Consider the following 20,526-nt stretch of genomic DNA (forward strand, 5'->3'; position numbering starts at 1 on the left):
GATAGTCTCAGGCTATGTTCCGGTATCGAGTTGCGCATGTTTCAGTTCGACTGCCGACGGCGCATTCGTCGATGCCAGGAGTTCCGTGACCTGGTCATCGGTCGGAAGCGCCTCGCGCCCGCCCCGCCCCGTTATCGAAATGGCCGCCGCCGCGGCCGCGAATGCCACCCGGCCCGCGGTGTCGGCACCGCGCGTCAATGCATGGGCATAGGCGCCATGAAAGCAGTCCCCGGCGCCGGTCGAGTCGACGACGACAACCCGGTGCGGAGGCAGGTGCCAGAGCCCTCTCTCGTCGCGTCCGCGATAGAACACGCCCCTGCCGCCATCCGTCAGAACCACGGCGGACCGCGACGGCAACCACAATGCATCGAGTATTTCGGCGGGCGATCGGCAACCCGTGGCAGTCCGCGCAAAGCCGAGTGGAAGAATGAGATGGTCGCAGAGCGCGATCAGCCGCTCCGTGGCTGGGCCGCCGCTCCATTCGATATCGCCGAGGATCGCAAGGCCGAGATCGCGAGCCCGAGCCACGACATCCAGCGACCCGATCCCGTAACTATCGACGATCAGAACGGTCGCGCGGCTGAGAACCTCGTCCGGAAAGTCCGGCGCGGTGCCCAGCATCGCTTCGTCGTCATACGCGATGAACCGCTCCCCATCCGAACCGACGGTGATCCGCGAGCGCACCGGGCGCGCGTCCGGGTGGCGCGGCGCGAACGCGGTTTCAACGCCGCTCGCAACGAGATCGCACAACACGGCGTCGTCGGCGGCACTTCCCAGCCATCCGACGAACCCGGCGGTTCCGCCGAGCCGCGCGACGGCGGCAAGCGCCGTCGCGACATTTCCCCCGAAAGCTCGGGCACTTTGCAGAACCTTCCCCTTGCCCGCCGACAACGGCTGATCGACATAGACGATGTCGTCGATCGCAATAGCTCCGAAGCCGAGGATTGAAGGGACGGCGGGCATCGTTCAGGCACCCGCCTTCGCCAAGGCGTCTTGCGCCGACAGGCCGTCATGGATGACGCCCCGAAAGGCAATCGCCGCCTTTTCCGGATCGCCATGCCCCCAGAGATTGCGGCCCACCACCGCACCGCGCGCGCCGGCACGGATGGCGTCCGCCGTCTGCTGAAGGGCGCCGAGCAGCGTGTCGGTCTTCGGACCACCGGCGATCACAACCGGCACCGGGCAGGTCCGAACGGTCTCCCGGAACGACTCGAAATCGCCCGTATAACCGATCTTGATCACGTCGACGCCGGACTCGTAGCCGATGCGTGCCGCATAGGCGATCTCATCGGGGGTGAAGACGATTTTTGCCCCGTCGGTAAAATCGCGAGGGTAGATATGCGCCACCACCGGCATGCCGTAACGGGCCGCGGCATTCACCGAATCGGTCAGCCAGCGTATGTATTTGCCCTCGGTCGCGCCGCGCACCGGAATGGCCACGGCCAACGCATCGGCGCCAGCACGCACCGCATCCTCGGGCGTTGCAATCAGTTCACTGATGCGATCGTCCGGGGTGAAGCAGCCGGCCTGGATCACCAGGGCAGCCTTGCCCGCGTATTGCGGCCACAGATGGCGCGCGGTGCCAGGCTGGATGCTGACGTAGTCGGGTTTGCCCACCATGACGCGTGCCAGCGCGCCCGGCAGGTCGGCAAGGCCTCCTTTGCGTACGTCGCCATAGCCGACAAAGTGGTCGACCGCGCCGCCAAAAAGATTTCCCGATGGATGTGAGAAGAGGCGCGCCAGGCGCACCTTGGTTCCGAGGCTCATGAGTCCAAAACTCTCCAATTGATTGACTTCAAAATCCTGGACCCAGTGTTTTCGAAAGAAAGAATAAATGCAATCTTTCGAAATCTTTCGAATTCGCATATTTTTGGTAAAGTGAACCGAGGCCAGGTCGATCGCTTGGCGGATGGAGGCAAGGACAGGGCAATGTTGTCAGAGCAGAGACGCCAATCGATCCTGGGTGAAGTGCAACGCAGCGGACAGGTTCGCATCAAGGACCTGTCAGACGATTTTGGCGTGTCGGAAGTCACGGTGCGCTCCGACCTCGAGATACTCGACCGCAAGGGACTGCTGACCAAGACCCGTGGAGGGGCGGTGACCCGGACCACGGATTCGACCACAGCCGCGTTCGCCCGGCGGATGCAAACCAACCTCGATGCAAAGAAACGCATCGCCCGGGCCGCGGTAGAACTGTTCGAGGACAACCAATCGGTCATCTTCGACGGCGGGTCGACATTGATGCAGGTTGCCATGCTGTTACCGCCGCTCAGCAATGTCGTGGTCGCGGCCACGGCGATGAATATCGTACAGCATCTGATGCATCGGCCTGGGCTCGACGTTCACATGATCGGTGGCCGGGTCTATCCAGACACGGTGAGCACGCTGATCACCGATGCCGACACGGCTCTCGGCGGCTTGGTGGCGCATCAGGTCTTTGTTGGAGCGCATGCGATTGACTCGTCACTGGATGTGGTCGACGTGAACGAAGACATGGCGCGGACGAAGCGAAACCTCGTGCGCATGGCCCGGCGCGTTGTACTGCTTGCGGATTCGAGCAAATGGGGTGTCAGCGGAACCTCCAAGGCATTTTCGCTGTCGAGTGTCGATGTTGTGATCACCGACGATGGCCTGTCCGACCCGATACGCAGCCAGCTTGATAGGACCGGGGCCAAGGTCATCTATGCCTGACCGGTCTCGGTCCCTGCCCGCGACGGAAATATCCAATGCGCGCATGACCCATGAGCTTAGGACCGGCTGTTGGCCGGTTTTTCATGTCTGCCATCTTCTCCTCCCAGAGCATGACGCCGAAGAGTGCGAAGCGATCTTCGGACGACATCGTGCTCTAACTATTTGATTTAGAGGCGGATTCAGATTTCAGGTTGAAACGACCTGAAATCATCCGGCTCTAGGGCTGGCAGCCTCCCGAAGTCACGCCAGCATTTTCGCATGTTCTATAAAAATTTTACGCGCGTCAATATTTAAAATGTTGTATAGCGCTTTCGAGGGTGATCCGTTGCCGGCGCAGCGGATCCGGCGGAGCATGACGAAGTTGGGAGGTACGGCCAGAAATGCAGGGAAAATCAAAGGCGAAGCTCGGAATCGGCGTCATCGGATGCGGCAACATCTCAATGACCTACCTGCGCAATGCCGCGCTTTTCGGTGGAATTGAGCTGCGCGCCTGCGCCGATATTTCGTCCGAGATGTCGGCGCTGCGGGCAAAGGAATATGGCATCCGGGCGCTCGGCGTGGATGCGCTGCTCGCCGACCCCGAGATCGATCTCGTGCTCAACCTCACCATTCCAGCAGCGCATTTCGACATTTCGTTTTCTGCGCTTTCGGCGGGAAAACACGTCTTCACGGAGAAGCCGCTGGCCACATCGGCCAGCGACGGGCGTCGCCTGGTAGCCGAGGCGGCAAAGCGCGGCCGGCTGCTCGGCTCGGCGCCTGATACGTTCCTCGGTGCTGCCGGCCGCCGGGCGCGCCGCCTGATGGACGATGGCGCCATCGGCCGCCCGGTCACCGGCACCGCCTTCATGATGGGGCGCGGCATGGAGCACTGGCACCCGAACCCGCAATTCTACTACCAGCCGGGCGGCGGCCCGGTGTTCGACATGGGTCCCTATTATCTGACCATGCTGGTCAACCTGCTTGGTCCGGTCGCGCGCGTCATGGCGATGGCGACGCGGGGCCAAGAGGAGCGCTTGATCACTGCCGAGGGGCCCTTCAAGAATACCAAATTCAAGGTCGGCACGCCGACCAACGTGCTGTCGCTGCTCGAATTCCGCTCCGGCGCCACCGTCACCTTCGGTGCCTCGTGGGACGTCTTCAAGCATTCCAACCACCCGATCGAATTGCACGGCACGGAAGGCTCGCTGCGCCTGCCCGACCCCGACACGTTCGGCGGCACCGTCTCGCTGTCGGAGCGCGGCGCGGACTGGAAGGATTTTGCCAGCGAAGGCGAGCTCTATGGTGCCCGCAACTGGCCCTATGCCGCGCCCAACCGCGCCAACTACCGCATGCTCGGCGTCGCCGATCTGGTGCGCTCGCTGAAGACTGGTGCAGCACCTCGCGCGTCCGGCAATCTGGCGCTGCATGTGCTGGAGATCATGGAAGCGATCCTGCGCTCGGGCGAAACAAAGAGCTCGATCGCCATTGCCGGCGATGTCGTCCAGCCGGCACTGCTTACCGAAGACGAGGCAAGCAGTCTGCTCGCCTAGGCGCAGTGACGGCGGAGGTGGTAATGACGCTCGATCCGGATGCGCTGCGCGTCCTCGAAATCGGCCGTGCGGCCGGCGGTGAGCCGTTCGAAAACGGCTCCGTGGCGGCGGCGCGGGCCGCCTACGTTGCTTCGTTGCCAACGCAGCAGGGCGAGCACGAGCCGGTGGCAGCAACCGCGCAGCGGCAAATCGACGGACCGAACGGCCCGGTCACGCTCCGCATCCATCGCGGCATCGGCGCGCCGCGAAGCGGAGCGCGCGCCGTGCTCTATCTGCATGGCGGCGGCTGGGTCATCGGCAATCTCGACTCGCACGACGAGATCTGCCGCTGGCTGGCCAATCTCGGCAATGCGGTCGTCGTCTGCCCCGATTATCGGCTGGCGCCCGAGCACAAGTTTCCGGCAGGGCTCGACGATTGTACAGCAACGCTCCGCTTCATGGCGGAAAACGCCGCCGAACTGTGCATCGCCCCGGCCGGCATCAGCGTTGCCGGCGACAGCGCTGGCGGTAACCTTGCGGCCGTCCTGGCGTTGCTTTCCCGTGACGGGCTGGCACCCCAGCTTGCCGCCCAGATCCTGATCTATCCCAATACCGATGCCCGCCAGATGGCGGCCAGCTATCGGCGCTTTGGCGACGGCTTCGGGCTGACCGCCGCCACCATGGCCTGGTTCCGCGACCATTATCTGCGGACGCCGGACGACATCATGGACTGGCGTGTCTCGCCGCTGCTTGCGTCAAGCCTCGCCGGCGCCGCACCTGCGTTTGTCGTGATCGCCGGCCATGACATCCTTGCCGACGAAGGCACGGCCTATGCCGAGCGCCTGCGGGCCGAAGGGGTGCCGCTGATCCTGCGGCACTGGCCAGGTCAGATCCACGGCTTCGTCTCGATGGGCCGCCAGATCCCGGCTGCGCGGCAAGCGGTGAGCGAAGCGGCGGCCTGGCTCAAACAGCAGACGCCCGCTCAGGCCGACTGACGCATCACCAGCGTCGCGCCGAGCTTGACGTTGCGCGCCAGACCTTGGCCGGGTGGGTCGGCCTCGTCCAGCAAGGCCAGCAACATCTCGACGCTGCGGCCGGCCATGGCGGCGAAATCCTGCGCCATGGTGGTCAGCGCCGGACAGGTGTAGCGGCTCAGCGGATGATCGTCATGGGCGGCGACACGGAAGTCGCAATCGGCTCGGCGGCCGATCTTCAGCCCGCGTGAAAAAGCCGCCGCCATGACGCCGAAAGCGAGACGGTCATTGGCGCACAGCAATGTGCGCGCCGGAAGGCCGCCTTTTTCCAGCGTCCTCTCCATCCATTCATGGCCGATGCGCTCGAAATCCCAGTTGTAGCCGCCCGCCGCTTCGAGAACGACAGGTTCCAGGCCGGCGGCTCGCATCGTCTCGATATAGCTCTGCAGGCGTTCGCCCGAATTGTGGTTGACGTGCGGAATGTCGACATAGACCGGCGGCTCGCCCGACCGGCAGAGATAGTCGACGATGGTCGATGTGCTCTGGTGGTTGTCGTTGCCGACGAAAGGCGTGTCGCCTTCGATGTAGGTGTCGAAATAGACGATCGGAATCTCTTCGCTCATACGCTCGAAGACGCCGGGTTCGGAGACCGATCCCAGCGGAGCGACGATGGCGCCGGCGACTTTCAGCGACATCAGCGTCCTGACCAATTCCGCCTCCAGCTTCGGCGAACCGTGCGAGGAGATGACGATCGGCCAGAATCCCTCGTCGCGGCAGCGCAGTTCGATACGGCTGACCATTTCGGCATAGAACGGATCGGTGAGCGCCGGCACGACGATGCCGACATTGCGGGTGCGCTTGCGGTTGAGATTGCGCGCGAAAACGTTGGGCTGATAGTCCGAGGATCGCAGTGCCGCCTCGATGCGCCCCCGCGTCGCCGGCTTCACGCTGGCCGGATCGTCGAAATACTTCGAAAGGGTCGGACGTGACACGCCGGACGCCCTGGCGAAATCATCCATCGTGCGGTGGGTTTTCTCCGCCATCGATATTTCAGGCCCCTTTGCCCTCGCTGCCAGCCTTCCAGCCAGAATCAGTCTTACGACCGTTGCCGAGAGGCAGCATTGCTTGACCGAATTTGTTCAGTCAAATTTCAGCGTTTCCAGTACAACGCAAAAGAGTTGCGCGCGTCAAATTATTTATTGACGCCATGAAACCGGACGCGGACGGCAAAACGGATTCGACGCGCTGCTACGCCGCGACCCCGAAAGCGCCAGCCAAGCCATGCTGGCGCATCTGAGAACCGTCGAGCGCAATCTGCTGGGACGGTAGCAGCCGGATTGCTTGCCGCCGGTCAATAAGGCAGGCCGACATAGTTCTCTGCAAGAGCTGTCGATGCGGCCCGCGACTGCATAAGATAGTCGAGTTCGGCTTCCTGGATGCGCTGGCCAAAATCGCCAGTGTCGGGGAAGCGATGTAGCATGGTCGTCATCCACCAGGAAAAGCGCACCGCCTTCCAGACCCGCGCCAGTGCCTTGCCTGAATAGGCATCAATGCCGGCACTTGATTTCTCGGCATAGAAATCGCGCAAACCGGCAAAGAGATAGCGAACATCACTGGCGGCGAGGTTGAGGCCCTTGGCGCCGGTCGGCGGCACGATGTGGGCGGCATCGCCGACCAGGAACAGCCGGCCGAAGCGCATCGGTTCGGCAACGAAGGAGCGCAATGGCGCGATCGACTTCTCGAAGGATGGTCCGGTGGTGACGCTTGCTGCCGTCTGGTCGGGCAAGCGGCGGCGCAACTCGTCCCAGAAGCGGTCGTCGGACCACGCCTCGACACGATCGTCCTGAGGGCACTGCACATAGTAGCGGCTGCGGTGCGTCGAGCGCATCGAGCACAGCGCAAAGCCCCTCTCGTGATTGGCATAGACCAGTTCGTGATCGGCCGGCGGCACTTCGGCCAGCACGCCGAGCCAGCCGAACGGATACTGACGCTCGAAGGTTTTCAGCGCACGCTGCGGCACCGATTTGCGGCTGACACCATGATAGCCGTCACAGCCGGCAATGAAGTCGCAGTCGATGCGATGACTAATGCCTTCCTTGTCGTAGGTGACGAAGGGTGCGGCGCCGTCGAAATCGTGCAGTGCGACATTGGCGGCCTCGTAGACGGTGACGAGCCCTGCCGCCTTGCGCTTGTCCATCAAATCATGCGTCACCTCGGTCTGGCCGTAGACGGTGACATGCTTGCCGCCTGTGAGCGCCGCGAGATCGATGCGGTGCAAGCGGCCGTCGAAAGCCAGCGAAATGCCGGAATGCGGTAGGCCTTCGGCATGTAGTCTCGCGGCGGCGCCGGCTTCTTCCAGCAATTCGACCGTGCCCTGTTCGAGCACCCCTGCCCGCACGCGGCCGAGCACATGGTCGCGGCTCGAGCGTTCCAGAATGACGGTCTCGACACCGATGCCGGCCAGAAGCTGCCCAAGCAGCAGGCCGGAGGGTCCGGACCCGATAATGGCGATTTGGGTGCGCATCAGTGGCCCAGGCTTTCAATCTGTCCGGCCAGTTCGGCGGCGAGGCGCAGCGACGCGGCGGTGGCGACGGCCATCTGCGGCAGCAGTAACCATTCCAGTGTCCAGGCAGCGCCCGAGCGCTCCTGCTCATGCACCAGCGCCTGATGCATGCCGGAAAGCTGCGTGGCGTTGAAACGGGCGAGCGCCACCAGCGCCTCGGCCTTCACCGGGTTCTGCTTGTGCGGCATAGCCGACGAACCACCGCCGCCGGAAAGGGCGATTTCGGTTCCACCCTGCGCCATCAGCGCAATGTCCTGGCCGAACTTGCCGAGGCTGCCCGTCACCAGTGACAGCCAGCCGGCGAACTCGGCGAGTGCATCGCGCTGGCTCTGCCATTGCGGCGAGTCGGCAAGGCCAAGTTTTTCGGCAAGCGCCGCACGCACCGCTGGTCCGTTGTCGCCAAGCTTGTCCAGCGTGCCAGCAGCACCGCCAAATTGCACTATAAGCTGGCGTCTCGACTGTTCCGACAGTCCTTCCTGATGCCGCTGCAGTGGTGCGAGCCAGGCGTTCACGCGATCCGCCACTTGAATAGGGATCGCTGGCTGCATGCGGGTCATGCCGGTCAGCGCCCTGCCCCCGAAGCGCTCCTCCAGTGAAGCGAGGCGCAAAACGGTCTCGGTCAGGAGCAGGCTGAGATGCTCGACTACTGATTTCAGCCGAAGCATCAGGCCGGTGTCGATGACATCCTGGCTGGTCGCGCCGAAATGCACCTTATCGCCATGCGGTTCGCCGACGGCAACCCTGATCTGGCGCACCAGTTCCGGAACCAGGACCCCGTCCTTGGCGACGCCTGCCCTGAGCAAGGCGGTGTCCGGCCGGAACGAGGCCAGAGACGTCACGATCGCTGCCGCGGCATCCTTGCTGATGACCCCGTTCTGGGCCTCCGCCTCCGCCAGCACGCTCTCAAATTCGAGCATTGCCTCGATTTCCGCCTCAACGGAAAAGTGCCTCGATGCTTCCTCATCGCCAATGAGAGCGGAAAGCAATGGATGGTCGAAGGGCGATACGGTCATGTCCTGCTCTTCCTGACCATCAACTGTCGAAGAAGACCGTTTCCTTCTCCCCCTGGAGATGGACGTCGAAGATGTAGGTGTCGCCCTGGCGCTCGGCGATCAGCGTCGGCACGCGGACGCGGTGCTCGATGCGCGCCAGGATCGGATCCTCGGAATTGGCCTTTTCCTCGTCGGAAAAATAGAGCCGCGTGTGCAGGCCGAGATTGATGCCGCGCGCGACGATCCAGAGCGTGATGTGCGGCGCCATCGGGCGGCCATCGGCGAGAGGCACACGACCCGGCTTGATCGTCTCGAACGTGCACAGGCCGGTGTCCATATCGGTCGGGCAACGGCCCCAGCCGACAAAGTTCGGATCGGCGGCGCCGCGCAATTCGGCCGGCGAATTGTAGAGCCCGTCCGCATCCGCCTGCCAGATCTCGATCAACGCATCCTTGAGCGGCGTGCCGGTGCCGTCGAGCACCCGGATCTTGAGACCGATTCGCTCGCCCTTGGTCTTGTCGTTGACCATGGTAGCGCCGAGGTCGGCCGCATAGACGCCGCCGATGCCGCAGAAATTCGGCGTCAGCCCGATATGGACATAAGGTCCCGCGGTCTGCGAAGGGCTCTCCTTCAGCCGGTCGAGCGACTGGGCCATCAATTGCCCTCCAGCCGGTTTTCGAACAGCGACGAACGGCGCCCACGCAGCACGACGTCGAACTTGTAGGCTAGCGCATTCATCGGGATAGTCGCTTGCATGTCGAGGATGGCCGTCAGCGCCTCGATGGCCGCCTTGTCGGCGATGCCGCGCACGATTGGGCATTTCCAGATCAGCGGATCACCCTCGAAATACATCTGCGTGATCAGGCGTTGGGCGAAGCCATGGCCGAAGATCGAGAAATGGATGTGCGCCGGGCGCCAGTCATTCGGCCCGTTCGGCCAGGGATAGGGACCGGGCTTCACGGTGCGAAAGGCGTAGCCGCCGTCCTCGCCTGATATGGTGCGGCCGCAGCCGCCAAAATTCGGGTCGAGCGGGGCGAGATAGCCGTCCTTCTTGTGGCGGTAGCGGCCGCCAGCATTGGCCTGCCAGAATTCGAGCAGCACGCCGGGAACCCCAACGCCGCGCTCATCGAGCACCCGTCCATGGACGATGATGCGCTCGCCGATGGCGCTCTCGCCCGGCCTGGCGAAATTGTGGATGAGGTCGGCGTCGAGCTCACCCAGCATGGCGTGACCGAAGACCGGTCCTGCTATTTCCGACAGCGTGTTGTCGAAGGACAAAAGCGCCTTCTGCGGCGAGCGCAGCACCGAACTCTTGTAGCCCGGCGTCAGTGCGGGCGGATGCCATGTCCGGTCGCGCTGGAAGAAGGCGCCGGTTTCGGGCTTCCGGTTCGAGCCGGACTCAGCTGGCATTGTCGGCTCCGTCCATTTCTGAAAACACGTCCTTGGCTATTCTGAAGGCACGGTTGGCGGCCGGCACGCCGGCATAGATGGCGACATGCAGGAACGCTTCGCAGATATCGTCGCGCGTTGCGCCGGTGTTGGCGGTGGCGCGCACATGCAGGGCGACCTCCTCATCATGACCGAGTGCCGCCAGCAGCGCCAGCGTGACGATCGAGCGTTCGCGCTTGCTGAAGCCCGGCCGCGCCCACACGGTTCCCCAGGCGGCCTCGGTGATCAGCTCCTGGAAGGGCTGATCGAAATCGGTGGCTGTGACCTCCGCCCGGTCGACATGGCGATCGCCAAGCACGGAGCGTCGCACCGCGAGGCCGGTGCGATATCTGGCTGCGTTGCCGGGGACTTCATCCATGGGTTTCTGCTCCAGGGGCAAGCGATGCGATAAAGTCGCGGATCAGGGCGACCAGCGCCTTGGGTTGTTCGACGCAAGGAATGTGTCCGGCGTCGCGGATGATCTCGAAACGCGCACCGGGGATCAGAGCCGCCAGCGAGCGAACCAGATCGGGCGGGGTCGAGCCGTCCTGGTCGCCGGCGAGGCAAAGCGTCGGCACTGCAATGCGGCGGGCGGCCTCAGTGAAATCCGCGTCGCGAACCGCCGCGCAAGTGCCGATATAACCGGCGACAGCTTGCCGGGTCATCATGTTCCAGTAGCCGTCCAGCTCGGCCACCCGCGTCGTGTGGAAGACGGGAGTGAACCACACTTTGAGCACGCCATCGGCAATGGCTGGGATGCCCTTGCTTTTGACCGTCGCAATGCGCGCATTCCAGCTCTCTGTCGTGCCGATCTTGTGGGCCGTGTCGCACAGGATCATGGCCTCGACAATCCCGGGGTGCCTGGCATAGAACCCTTGCGCGATCATGCCGCCGACCGACAGGCCGCAGAGCACGACCTTCTCCAACCCGAAATGATCGATGAGCGCCGAGAGATCGTCGACATGATCGTCGATCGACCTAATGTCGCCGATGTCGGACAGCCCGTGGCCGCGCTTGTCGTAGACCAGCAAGGGCATCTCGCCATCAAGCGCCGAGACAATCTCGTCCCAGATCCGGAAGTCAGTGCCCAGCGAATTGATGAATATCATCGCGCGCGCATTGCCGGTCGCCTTGACGTGGCGATGATGCAGCGTGATGCCGCCGATGGTGACGAATGGCACGATTTCGATCCTCCATCTCCACATTGCACAAGGCATTTGGTTCGGTAAAATGATATTTTGCGCCGTTTCATTAACTCAGGGGTTATCAAAACCATGTCCGAGAGCCGCATCCGGTTCCGTCATCTGCAGGCATTCCTGGAAGTCGCGCGGCAGGGCAGCGTGGCGCGCGCCGCCGACTTCCTGCATGTCAGCGCGCCGGCGGTGACCAAGACCCTGCGTGAACTGGAGGAGGCGCTGGGTGTCGCGGTTGTCGAACGCGACGGGCGCGGCATCCGGGTCACAAGGCTTGGCGAGATCTTCCTCAGCCATGCCGGCTCGGCGATTACGGCGTTGAAGCGCGGCGTCGATTCCGTTCGCCAGGACGGCGCCATCAATCGCCACCCGATCCGCATCGGCGCGCTGCCGACAGTGTCGGCGAAGGTCATGCCGCAGGCCATGAGCCTGTTTCTCAGGGAAAATACCGGGGCGGCGATCAAGATCGTCACCGGCGAGAACGCCGTGCTGCTCGAGCAATTGCGCACCGGCGCGCTCGATCTCGTCGTCGGTCGGCTGGCGGCACCTGAAAACATGACCGGCTTCTTCTTCGAGCACCTCTACTCCGAACAGGTGCTGTTCGTGGTGCGGGCCGGACATCCGCTGCTCGAGCCGGGGACGGACATCTTCGCGAGGCTCGACGAATTCCCGGCGCTGATGCCGACCCGGGAATCCGTCATCCGCCCGTTTGTCGATCGCCTGTTCATCACCAATGGCATGACCGCGCCGGCCACCGAGATCGAAACCGTCTCGGATTCCTTTGGCCGCGCTTTCCTGCGGCAGAGCAATGCGGTGTGGATCATTTCGGCCGGCGTGGTCGCCAACGAAATCGCCAACGGCAGCTTCGTCGCCTTGCCGGTCGACACCGAGGAAACCAAGGGACCGGTTGGTCTGACGATGCGAACCGACACCGCTCCCTCGCCGGCCTTTACCATCCTGTTGCAGACCATTCGCGAGGCGGCACGGCCGGGTGTCTGAGGCGCTGCACCATTTGGTCCGGGCTCTGTCTTCGCCGAAAATCGCCTAACCCTGGGGTTAATGAAACACCGCAAAATATCATTTTACCGAACCAAAACGCTGGTGCACTGTGCCTCTGGAGGAGCCACAGAGGGAGGAACGTATGACCTATTCTATCGGCAGCACATCCGGTATTCGCGGCATTTCGCGGCGCCAGTTCATCGCCACCTCGATTGCCGGCGGCGCGGCGCTCACGCTTGGCGGCCGCAAGGCCTTCGCGCAAGCCGGCGACACACTCAAGGTCGGCTTCGTCAGTCCGCGCACCGGACCGCTGGCCGGTTTTGGCCAGACCGACGGCTATGTGCTCGATCTGGCGCGCAAGGCGCTGGCCGGCGGTCTTGAGATCGGCGGCAAGAAATACAGCGTGGAAATCCTCGACCAGGACACGCAATCGGATCCGTCGCGCGCGGGCCAGCTCGCCAAGGACCTGATCAACAACCAGGCCATCGACCTGATGCTGGCGGTTTCGACGCCGGAGGTGATCAATCCCGTGGCCGATGCCTGCGAGGCCGCCGGAGTGCCGTGCCTGTCGACGGTCATGCCCTGGGAAGCCTGGTATTTCGGCCGTGGCGCCAAGCCGGGCGCGCCCTCGCCGTTCAAATGGACCTATCATTTCGGCTTCGGCGTTGGCGAGTTCTTCAAGACCTACATCGCGCAATGGAACCTGATCGAGACCAACAAGAAGGTCGGCGTCATGTATCCAAACGACGCCGATGGCAACGCCATCCGCGCCAATCTGGCACCGCTGCTGGCCAAGCAGGGGTTCACCATTGTCGATCCGGGCGCCTATGAGACCGGCACCACAGACTATTCCTCGCAGATCGCGCTGTTCAAGCAGGAAGGCGTCGAGATCTTCAACTCGTTCCCGATCCCGCCCGATTTCGCGGCGTTCTGGCGCCAGGCGGCACAGCAGGGCCTGATCAAGCAGATCAAGATCTGCCAGGTCGCAAAGACCGGTCTGTTCCCGTCCGATATCGAGGCGCTTGGCGATCTCGGCAACAAGATTTCGAGCGCCGCCTACTGGCACAAGGCCTTCCCCTACAAGTCGCCGCTGACCGGTGTTTCGGGTACCGAACTGGCCGATGGCTATGAAACCGCGAGCGGCAAGCAGTGGACACAGCAGCTCGGCGCCTCAATGTCGCTGCTCGACGCCGGCTTTGAAGCCCTGAAGGCCAGCACCGACGCCAAGGACAAGGCAGCGGTGGCCAAGGCGCTGAGCACGCTGAAGACCGAGACCATGATCGGCAAGGTCGATTTCACCAGCGGCCCGGTGGCCAATGTGTCGCCCGGCCCGATCATCGGCACGCAGTGGGTGGCCGCCAAGGAAGGCAGCAAATTTCCGCTGGACTATGTCGTCACCGAGAACGCCACGGACCCGAAAGTGCCTGTCGAAGCCAAGCTTCTGCCTTACAACGGCTGATGGACCGCTGACGAGGATCGCCTGGTGACCCATCCGCAACAACAGGCTGTTCTCACTGCTGCCGGCATCCACAAGCGCTTCGGCGCGCTTGTGGTGCTGGATGCCGTCGACTTCACCATGGCAGCCGACGAGGCGGTCGGCATTGTCGGCCCGAACGGCGCCGGCAAGACGACGCTGCTCAGCGTGCTCGCTGGCGCATTCCCGCCAAGCTCGGGCACGGTCCGCTTCAAAGGCGGCGACGTGACGGCGCTACCAGCGACGCAGCGTTGCCGGCTCGGCCTGGTGCGCACCCACCAGGTGCCAAAACCGTTCAGCGGCATGACCACCTTCGAGAATGTCTTCGTCGCCGCCTCGCATGGTGCCGGACTGGGGCGCGACGAGGCCTATGAAGAAGCGCTCGGTTCGCTGAAACTGTGCGGCATGCTCGGCGTTGCCAACCGCCGCGCCGAGACGCTCGGCCTGCTCGACCGCAAGCGGCTGGAACTGGCACGCGCGCTTGCAGCCAGGCCGACACTGCTTTTGCTGGACGAGATCGGCGGCGGCCTGACCGACGGCGAAGCCAGCGAACTTGTCGATACGATCAAGGAATTGCGCCGGCGCAAGATCGGCATCGTCTGGATCGAGCACATCGTCCACATCCTGCTGCAGGTGGCCGAGCGGCTGATCTGCATGGATGCGGGAAAAATCATCGCCGACGGCGAGCCGCAGGCGGTCATGGCTGATCCCGAGGTCGTGCGCGCCTATCTCGGCGGAGGCCCGAAATGAGCCTGCTGTCGGTCGAGAACCTGGTTGTCCGGCACGGCCTGCTGCAGGCGGTGCGCGGCGTGAGCCTCGGTATCGAACGCGGCGAGACGCTGGCGCTGGTCGGCGCCAATGGCGCCGGCAAGACGACGCTGCTGCGGGCGATCGCCGGCTCGCACCAGCCGGCGGCCGGGCGCATGCTGCTGGACGGTGCCGATCTCACCAACGTGCCATCGCACAGGCGCGTCGGCATGGGCATCGCCCTGGTGCCGGAGGGGCGAAAGCTGTTCGTGCAGATGACAGTCGAGGAGAACCTTCTGCTCGGGAAAACCGCTGGCCGACCGGGCGACTGGAGCGTCGACAAGGTGCTTGAGATGTTCCCCAACCTCAAGCCGCGCCGCCACGCCAAGACGGGCCATCTCTCGGGCGGCGAGCAGCAGGCGACGGCGATTGGCCGCGCGCTGATGAGCAATCCCGAAGTGCTGCTGCTCGACGAGGTTTCGCTCGGCCTGTCGCCGGCGATCGTCGACCGTGTCTACGAAGCCCTTCAGGGACTGATTGCTTCCGGCACGACCATCATCCTGGTCGAGCAGGACCTCAACCGGGCGCTCTCGGTATCCGACAGGGTCATCTGCATGCTCGAAGGGCGTGTCGTGCTTGAGGGGCCGAGCAAGGCGGTTTCGCGCGACGATGTGACAAAAGCCTATTTCGGCCTGCACCGGAAAAGCACCGGGAGCGTTCCGGCATGAGCAACCAGATCATCCAGGGCATTCTTCTCGGCGGCTATTACGCGCTGATCGCCTGCGGCCTGTCCTTCATGTTTTCGGTGATGCGCATCATCAACCTCGCGCATGGCAGCCTTGCCGTGTTTGCTGCGTATGCACTGTGGCTGTTGGCCTCAAGGTTCGACATCTCACCATTTCTCGGCCTGCTCATCGTGCTACCTTTGATGGCTGCAATCGGCTGGGCGCTGCAGCGCTTCCTGCTCGAACGCAGCGCGCGCGGCGGGGCGCTGCTGCCGATCCTGACCACGTTCGGCCTGGCCATCGTCATCGACAACATGCTGTTCGAACAGTTCGGCGCCGATACGCGTTCGCTGGCCCCCTATATCGGCAGCCTTTCCTATGATTCCTGGGAATGGCCAGGCAGCATCTATGTCGGCAAGCTCGCGGTGATCATGTTTGCCACCGCCGTGGTCCTGCTGGGTGGCCTGCAGCTTTTCCTGACCCGTACCCGGCTCGGCCGCTCGATCCGCGCCACCTCGGAAGACCCGGACACCGCAGGCCTTGTCGGTGTCGATGCACGCCGCGCCAACGCCATTGCCGCTTCCATTGCCATGGTCACGGTCGGCCTTGCCGGCGCCTTCCTCGGCATGCGCGCCACCTTCGATCCCTATGCCGGCGGGCCACAATTGCTGTTTGCCTTCGAAGCCGCTGTCATCGGCGGCGCCGGTTCGCTGTGGGGAACGCTGATCGGCGGCATCGTGCTGGCGCTTGCCCAGACGCTTGGTGCGCAGGTGCATCCACAGGGATTTCTGATCGGCGGCCATGCTGTCTTTCTCGTCGTGCTGTTCGTGCGGCTTTCGGCATCCGGTCTTGGCCTGCGCGGCCTGCTGCGCCTCCCCGTGAGAAAACCATCATGAGCGCGGCCATCATCGAGCGCGGCACCCAGGCTTCGCGCTTCTCAGCGATTGCGGCCGTCGTCATCATCGCGCTGCTGGCAACCGCACCACAGTTCCTGTCGGCCGGGGCGGTGGACCGGATGACGGCGCTGTTCATCTATGTGATCCTGGCGGCGATGTGGAATGCGCTGGCCGGCTTCGGCGGCCTGGTCTCCGTCGGCCAGCAAGTATTCTTCGGGCTCGGCGCTTACTTCGCCATCCGGCTGGCCGATGCCGGCTTGAACCCGTTCGCCTCGCTTTTCGTTTCCGCAATTATCGTCGGCGCGATCTCCTGGCCCCTGTCGCTGTTCATGCTGCGGCTGAGGAACGGCGAGTTCGCCATCGGCATGTGGGTGATCGCGGCGCTGACGCATCTGCTGGTCAACCTCGACAGGCTGGTGCAAGGCGAGACCGGAACGTCGCTGATCTCGCTCAATGTCTACGATGCCTCGACAAGGCGGGCTGTTATCTACTGGCTTGCGCTGGTCTCGATGACCGCCCTGCTTGCGATCCTGTTCGCCTTGCTGCGCGGGAGCACAGGTGCTGCCATCCGCGCCATCCGCGACAATGAAGATGCCGCCGCTTCGGTCGGCGTGCGCGTCACCGGCACCAAGCGACTGCTGTTCGTGCTTGCCGCTTTCGGCATCGGCATTGCCGGCGCGCTGTGGCTGGCGACCTCCATCACCTTCCAGCCGAAGACCTACTTCAACGTCCAATGGACTGCCTACATGATCTTCATGGTGCTGGTCGGCGGCATCGGCACTTTCGAGGGCGCCATTCTCGGCGCACTGGTGTTCTTCCTCATCGAGACCTGGTTCGGCGGCACCGGCGTCTGGTACCTGGTCGGCCTCGGCGCCACAGCCGTGCTGTTCTCGCTGTTCCTGCCGCGCGGCCTGTGGGGCACGATCGAAGAGCGCTTTGGCCTGCGCCTGCTGCCGGTCGGCTACCGCGTCAGGCTTCCCGGAAATGCTCCGGCCGATGATGGGACATTGCCGACGCCTGAGCGAACCACACAGCATGAGGAGAAAGCATGACCATGCTTTTCGGCAAGACGATCCTCATTACCGGCGTCGCCTCCGGCATCGGCGCGCGTACGGCGGAACTCGCCGGCCAGCTCGGCGCCGATGTCATCGGCGTCGATGTGCGCGAGCCGGCTGTAGCGGCTGGCAGCTTCGTCAAGGCCGACATCTCGTCGAAGGCCGGCGTCGAAGACCTCATCGCGCGCCTGCCGCAACGCATCGACGCGCTCTGCAATGTCGCCGGCCTTTCGGGCAATACGGGCGCGGCAGCAACGCTGGCCGTCAATTTCTTTGGTCTCAGGGCGCTCTCGGAAGGCCTCGTGCCAAGGCTCCGTGAAGGCGGCGCCATCGTCAACGTTGCCTCGATCGCCGGCTATGGGTGGCGCGCCAATCTGAACCGCGCCGCCTCGATGGTCGCCATCGAGGGCTTTCCCGACGTCGCCGACGTGATCTGCACGCACGCGGTCCGCAACGAGGAAGGCTATCCCGTCTCCAAGGAGTTGCTGCTGCTGTGGACCTTCCGCGCGGCGCACCAGGACCTGTTCAAACGCCGTGGCATCCGTGTCAATGCGGTCAGCCCCGGCCCGGTCGAGACGCCGATCCTGAAACAGTTCCGCACCGTGCTTGGTGACGCCCGTGTCGACAGCGACATTGCCCGGGTCGGCCGCGCCGGCACTTCAGGCGACATCGCGCCTGTCGTGCTGTTCCTGTGCTCGGACGGCGCGCGCTGGGTCAATGGCGCCAACGTGCCGGTAGACGGCGGCCTCGAAGCATCGATCAATGCCGAAATGTTCGGCTTCTAATTCAATGAGCACGCTCCTGACGGAGCGAGGGAGACAGTCATGGATATCGGACTTCTGATCGACGGCGACAAAAGGGATGCGTCCGGGGCGGCCTCCTATGAGCGCATGGACCCGTTCACCGGCAAGCTGGCGACACGCGCCGCCGCCGCCAGTGTCGCCGACGCCAACGCCGCGGTCGAAGCCGCCGCAGCCGCCTTTACGACCTGGTCGAAGACCGGACCTGCCGAGCGCCGCGCATTGCTGTCCAAAGCAGCTGATGTGATGGCCTCCAAGGTCGGCGAATTCACCAAGTTGATGATGGAAGAAACCGGCGCCACCGGCCCCTGGGCCGGCTTCAACGTCATGTTGGCTTCCAACATGCTGCGTGAGGCAGCGGCGATGACGACGCAGATTTCGGGCGAGATCATTCCTTCCGACAAGCCGGGCACGCTGGCCATGGCGATCCGCCAGCCAGCCGGTGTCTGCCTCGGCATCGCGCCGTGGAACGCGCCGGTCATCCTCGGCACCCGCGCCATCGCGATGCCGATCGCCTGCGGCAACACGGTGGTGCTGAAGGCCTCCGAAATGTGCCCCGGCACGCACCGGCTGATCGGCCAGGTGCTGGTCGAGGCAGGCCTGCCCAAGGGTGTCATCAATGTCGTTACCAACGACCCGAAGGACGCCGCTGCAATCGTGGAGGCCCTGGTCGCGCATCCCTCGGTCAAGCGCGTCAACTTCACCGGCTCGACAAAGGTCGGCAGGATCATCGCCGAGCTCGCCGGCCGGCACCTGAAGCCGGCGCTGCTCGAACTCGGCGGCAAGGCGCCGCTGCTGGTGCTGGACGATGCCGACATCGACGCCGCGGTCAACGCCGCCACCTTCGGCGCCTTCATGCATCAGGGCCAGATCTGCATGTCGACCGAGCGCCTGATCGTCGACGACAAGATTGCCGACGAATTCATTTCCAAGCTGGCGGCCCGCGCCTCGCAGCTGCCGGCCGGCGATCCGCGCGGCCATGTCGTGCTGGGTTCGCTGATCAGCAGCCAGGCCGCCGACAAGATGGAAGAACTCGTTGCCGACGCCGTTGCCAAGGGCGCCAAGCTCGTCGCCGGCGGCAAGCGCACCGGAACCGTGGTCGAGGCCACGCTGCTGGATCACGTCACGCCGTCCATGCGCGTCTATTCGGAAGAATCCTTCGGGCCGGTCAAACCGGTGATCCGCGTGAACGGCGAAGACGAGGCGGTGCGTGTCGCCAACGACACCGAATATGGCCTGTCGTCAGCCGTGTTCAGCCGCGACATCAAGCGCGCCATGGCTGTCGCTGCCCGCATCGAGGCCGGGATCTGCCACATCAACGGCCCGACGGTCGGCGACGAGGCGCAGATGCCGTTCGGCGGCGTCAAGGGCTCGGGCTATGGCCGTTTCGGCGGCAAAGCGTCGATCGCCGAATTCACCGATCTGCGCTGGGTGACCATCGAGGATCCGGGCCAGCATTATCCGTTCTGACCCGGCTCGTCTTGCGGCTGACAATAGAGGTCAAACCGCCATTGACGGCGTGAAGCGAACGCTGGCGGATCGCATCTGCCCGGGCGCCAGCACGATGCAGCCCGTCTCCTCGTCGTCCACCCGGTTGAAGGCATCGGTGATGTTGCTGACCGGCTCGGCGCAAAAGAACGGCTCGCCAGACGGCGTGTAGAGGACAAGGAAATCGAGCGGTGATTCCGCCTCGATGTCCAGCTGCCGTCCGTGCTCCGGCCAGGTGATCCGGGCGCGGCGCGTCCATCCGGTGAAGACCGTGTCGAAATCCACTTCCGACACGTCAAAGCCGATGGATGGATCGGCCCCCGCCGGCGGCAGGACATGCCTGATGGGCAGAACCTCCGTATCGGCCACCCACATGCCTGACACCGGCGCCTGGACGTGCGTCCACGGGGTCGACGGGAAATAGGGATGGAGGCCGAAGCCAGCCGGCATCGGCGTGTCCGACAGGTTGCACACTGCCATGGTCACGCTAAGCCTGCCGTCGGCCAAGGCGATTTCTTGCTCGGCCCCATAGCTCCATGGCCAGGAATCGGCGGCGTGGCGGTAGCTCAGGACGATCGTGCTGGCTTCGTGCCTGATGACTGTCCATGGGTGACGCCAACCATGACCGTGTTCATGATGCGGATCCTCTGGCCGGCTGGGCAGTTGGATGGTGCGCCCCGCGAATTCGAAACGGCCACCCCTGATGCGGTTGGAATAGGGAACAAGCGGGAAGCAGGCCATGGTGCCGGCATCGCGACCGCTGATCGCCGCCGGATCGGCCGGGCGTAGCCAATCCACGGCAGAGCCATTGTGCCACCAGCGATACGATGCCAGCGCTCCGCCGGCGGCCGGAGCAATGTCGACCGTCGCGATGCCGTCGCTGATCGAGACCAGCTCCGTTTGCGGCGCGGCAACAGCAGCGGAATTCTTTGTCATCGGCACTCCCCTATCCCTTGACTCCGATCGCCATCGCTTTAAGACATATCATATGAA

21 protein-coding genes are annotated in these 20,526 nt (G+C 64.0%); 11 read left to right on the plus strand and 10 right to left on the minus strand.

The window, feature by feature from the left end:
* Nucleotides 1–12 precede the first annotated feature (12 nt).
* The gene (locus tag ACZYHG_RS30375; RefSeq protein WP_464611722.1) at nucleotides 13–963 is read right to left on the minus strand and encodes a PfkB family carbohydrate kinase; all 951 of its coding nucleotides are present in this window, start codon (nucleotides 961–963) and stop codon (nucleotides 13–15) included.
* Between the two features lie 3 nt (nucleotides 964–966).
* Nucleotides 967–1,767 (minus strand): aldolase, encoded by an 801-nt coding sequence (locus ACZYHG_RS30380; protein WP_464611723.1) that lies wholly within the window; start codon nucleotides 1,765–1,767, stop codon nucleotides 967–969.
* Between the two features lie 162 nt (nucleotides 1,768–1,929).
* Between ACZYHG_RS30380 and ACZYHG_RS30385 the strand changes: the two genes are divergently transcribed.
* The 3 genes from ACZYHG_RS30385 (at nucleotide 1,930) to ACZYHG_RS30395 (ending at nucleotide 5,194) form a co-directional block, all read left to right on the plus strand.
* Entirely contained in the window at nucleotides 1,930–2,691 is a 762-nt protein-coding gene (locus tag ACZYHG_RS30385) for a DeoR/GlpR family DNA-binding transcription regulator (RefSeq protein WP_127319228.1), read from the plus strand.
* A 380-nt stretch (nucleotides 2,692–3,071) separates the two neighbouring features.
* Complete coding sequence (locus ACZYHG_RS30390) at nucleotides 3,072–4,220, plus strand: Gfo/Idh/MocA family protein (RefSeq protein WP_464611724.1); 1,149 nt, start codon at nucleotides 3,072–3,074, stop codon at nucleotides 4,218–4,220.
* A 23-nt stretch (nucleotides 4,221–4,243) separates the two neighbouring features.
* Nucleotides 4,244–5,194, plus strand: a complete 951-nt coding sequence (locus ACZYHG_RS30395; protein WP_464611725.1) for an alpha/beta hydrolase — start codon at nucleotides 4,244–4,246, stop codon at nucleotides 5,192–5,194.
* Here ACZYHG_RS30395 and ACZYHG_RS30400 read toward each other — a convergent pair.
* From ACZYHG_RS30400 to pcaD, 7 genes are all read right to left on the minus strand, one after another.
* Nucleotides 5,182–6,216 (minus strand): LacI family DNA-binding transcriptional regulator, encoded by a 1,035-nt coding sequence (locus ACZYHG_RS30400; protein ID WP_464611726.1) that lies wholly within the window; start codon nucleotides 6,214–6,216, stop codon nucleotides 5,182–5,184. The genes ACZYHG_RS30395 and ACZYHG_RS30400 overlap by 13 nt on opposite strands.
* Before the next feature lie 308 nt (nucleotides 6,217–6,524).
* A complete protein-coding gene (gene pobA / locus ACZYHG_RS30405; RefSeq protein ID WP_464611727.1) occupies nucleotides 6,525–7,697 on the minus strand; it encodes a 4-hydroxybenzoate 3-monooxygenase in 1,173 nt (390 codons plus the stop codon).
* Nucleotides 7,697–8,749, minus strand: a complete 1,053-nt coding sequence (locus tag ACZYHG_RS30410) for a 3-carboxy-cis,cis-muconate cycloisomerase (RefSeq protein WP_464611728.1) — start codon at nucleotides 8,747–8,749, stop codon at nucleotides 7,697–7,699. The genes pobA and ACZYHG_RS30410 overlap by 1 nt, the downstream gene beginning before the upstream one ends.
* A 19-nt stretch (nucleotides 8,750–8,768) precedes the next feature.
* On the minus strand, nucleotides 8,769–9,383 hold the full coding sequence (gene pcaG / locus ACZYHG_RS30415; RefSeq protein WP_464611729.1) for a protocatechuate 3,4-dioxygenase subunit alpha: 615 nt from the start codon (nucleotides 9,381–9,383) through the stop codon (nucleotides 8,769–8,771).
* Nucleotides 9,383–10,138 carry a protocatechuate 3,4-dioxygenase subunit beta gene (gene pcaH, locus ACZYHG_RS30420; protein WP_464611730.1) on the minus strand — a complete coding sequence of 252 codons (756 nt, stop codon included), beginning with the start codon at nucleotides 10,136–10,138 and terminating at the stop codon, nucleotides 9,383–9,385. Before pcaH ends, pcaG begins: the two co-directional genes overlap by 1 nt.
* Nucleotides 10,128–10,535 (minus strand): 4-carboxymuconolactone decarboxylase, encoded by a 408-nt coding sequence (pcaC, locus tag ACZYHG_RS30425; protein ID WP_027034028.1) that lies wholly within the window; start codon nucleotides 10,533–10,535, stop codon nucleotides 10,128–10,130. The genes pcaH and pcaC overlap by 11 nt, the downstream gene beginning before the upstream one ends.
* Nucleotides 10,528–11,337 carry a 3-oxoadipate enol-lactonase gene (gene pcaD / locus ACZYHG_RS30430; protein WP_464611731.1) on the minus strand — a complete coding sequence of 270 codons (810 nt, stop codon included), beginning with the start codon at nucleotides 11,335–11,337 and terminating at the stop codon, nucleotides 10,528–10,530. Before pcaD ends, pcaC begins: the two co-directional genes overlap by 8 nt.
* Nucleotides 11,338–11,430: 93 nt before the next feature.
* On the opposite strand from pcaD, the gene pcaQ reads away from it, so the two are divergent.
* The 8 genes from pcaQ to ACZYHG_RS30470 all read left to right on the plus strand — a co-directional run bounded on the left by pcaQ (nucleotide 11,431) and on the right by ACZYHG_RS30470 (nucleotide 19,515).
* Nucleotides 11,431–12,348 carry a pca operon transcription factor PcaQ gene (gene pcaQ, locus ACZYHG_RS30435; protein WP_464611732.1) on the plus strand — a complete coding sequence of 306 codons (918 nt, stop codon included), beginning with the start codon at nucleotides 11,431–11,433 and terminating at the stop codon, nucleotides 12,346–12,348.
* A gap of 142 nt (nucleotides 12,349–12,490) precedes the next feature.
* Entirely contained in the window at nucleotides 12,491–13,807 is a 1,317-nt protein-coding gene (locus ACZYHG_RS30440; protein WP_464611733.1) for an ABC transporter substrate-binding protein, read from the plus strand.
* A gap of 21 nt (nucleotides 13,808–13,828) precedes the next feature.
* Nucleotides 13,829–14,572: an ABC transporter ATP-binding protein gene (locus tag ACZYHG_RS30445; RefSeq protein ID WP_464614824.1), complete on the plus strand. Its 744-nt coding sequence runs from the start codon at nucleotides 13,829–13,831 to the stop codon at nucleotides 14,570–14,572.
* On the plus strand, nucleotides 14,569–15,297 hold the full coding sequence (locus tag ACZYHG_RS30450) for an ABC transporter ATP-binding protein (RefSeq protein ID WP_464611734.1): 729 nt from the start codon (nucleotides 14,569–14,571) through the stop codon (nucleotides 15,295–15,297). Before ACZYHG_RS30445 ends, ACZYHG_RS30450 begins: the two co-directional genes overlap by 4 nt.
* Nucleotides 15,294–16,190: a branched-chain amino acid ABC transporter permease gene (locus ACZYHG_RS30455; RefSeq protein ID WP_464611735.1), complete on the plus strand. Its 897-nt coding sequence runs from the start codon at nucleotides 15,294–15,296 to the stop codon at nucleotides 16,188–16,190. The genes ACZYHG_RS30450 and ACZYHG_RS30455 overlap by 4 nt, the downstream gene beginning before the upstream one ends.
* Entirely contained in the window at nucleotides 16,187–17,242 is a 1,056-nt protein-coding gene (locus tag ACZYHG_RS30460; protein ID WP_464611736.1) for a branched-chain amino acid ABC transporter permease, read from the plus strand. The genes ACZYHG_RS30455 and ACZYHG_RS30460 overlap by 4 nt, the downstream gene beginning before the upstream one ends.
* A 2-nt stretch (nucleotides 17,243–17,244) precedes the next feature.
* The gene (locus ACZYHG_RS30465; protein WP_464614825.1) at nucleotides 17,245–18,030 is read left to right on the plus strand and encodes a coniferyl-alcohol dehydrogenase; all 786 of its coding nucleotides are present in this window, start codon (nucleotides 17,245–17,247) and stop codon (nucleotides 18,028–18,030) included.
* A 39-nt stretch (nucleotides 18,031–18,069) separates the two neighbouring features.
* Nucleotides 18,070–19,515, plus strand: coding sequence for an aldehyde dehydrogenase (locus ACZYHG_RS30470; RefSeq protein ID WP_464611737.1), 1,446 nt, complete (start codon nucleotides 18,070–18,072; stop codon nucleotides 19,513–19,515).
* A 30-nt stretch (nucleotides 19,516–19,545) separates the two neighbouring features.
* On the opposite strand, the gene ACZYHG_RS30475 is transcribed toward ACZYHG_RS30470, so the two are convergent.
* Complete coding sequence (locus tag ACZYHG_RS30475; protein ID WP_464611738.1) at nucleotides 19,546–20,469, minus strand: aldose 1-epimerase; 924 nt, start codon at nucleotides 20,467–20,469, stop codon at nucleotides 19,546–19,548.
* Between the last annotated feature and the right edge of the window lie 57 nt (nucleotides 20,470–20,526).

Source organism: Mesorhizobium subarcticum (assembly GCF_055456085.1).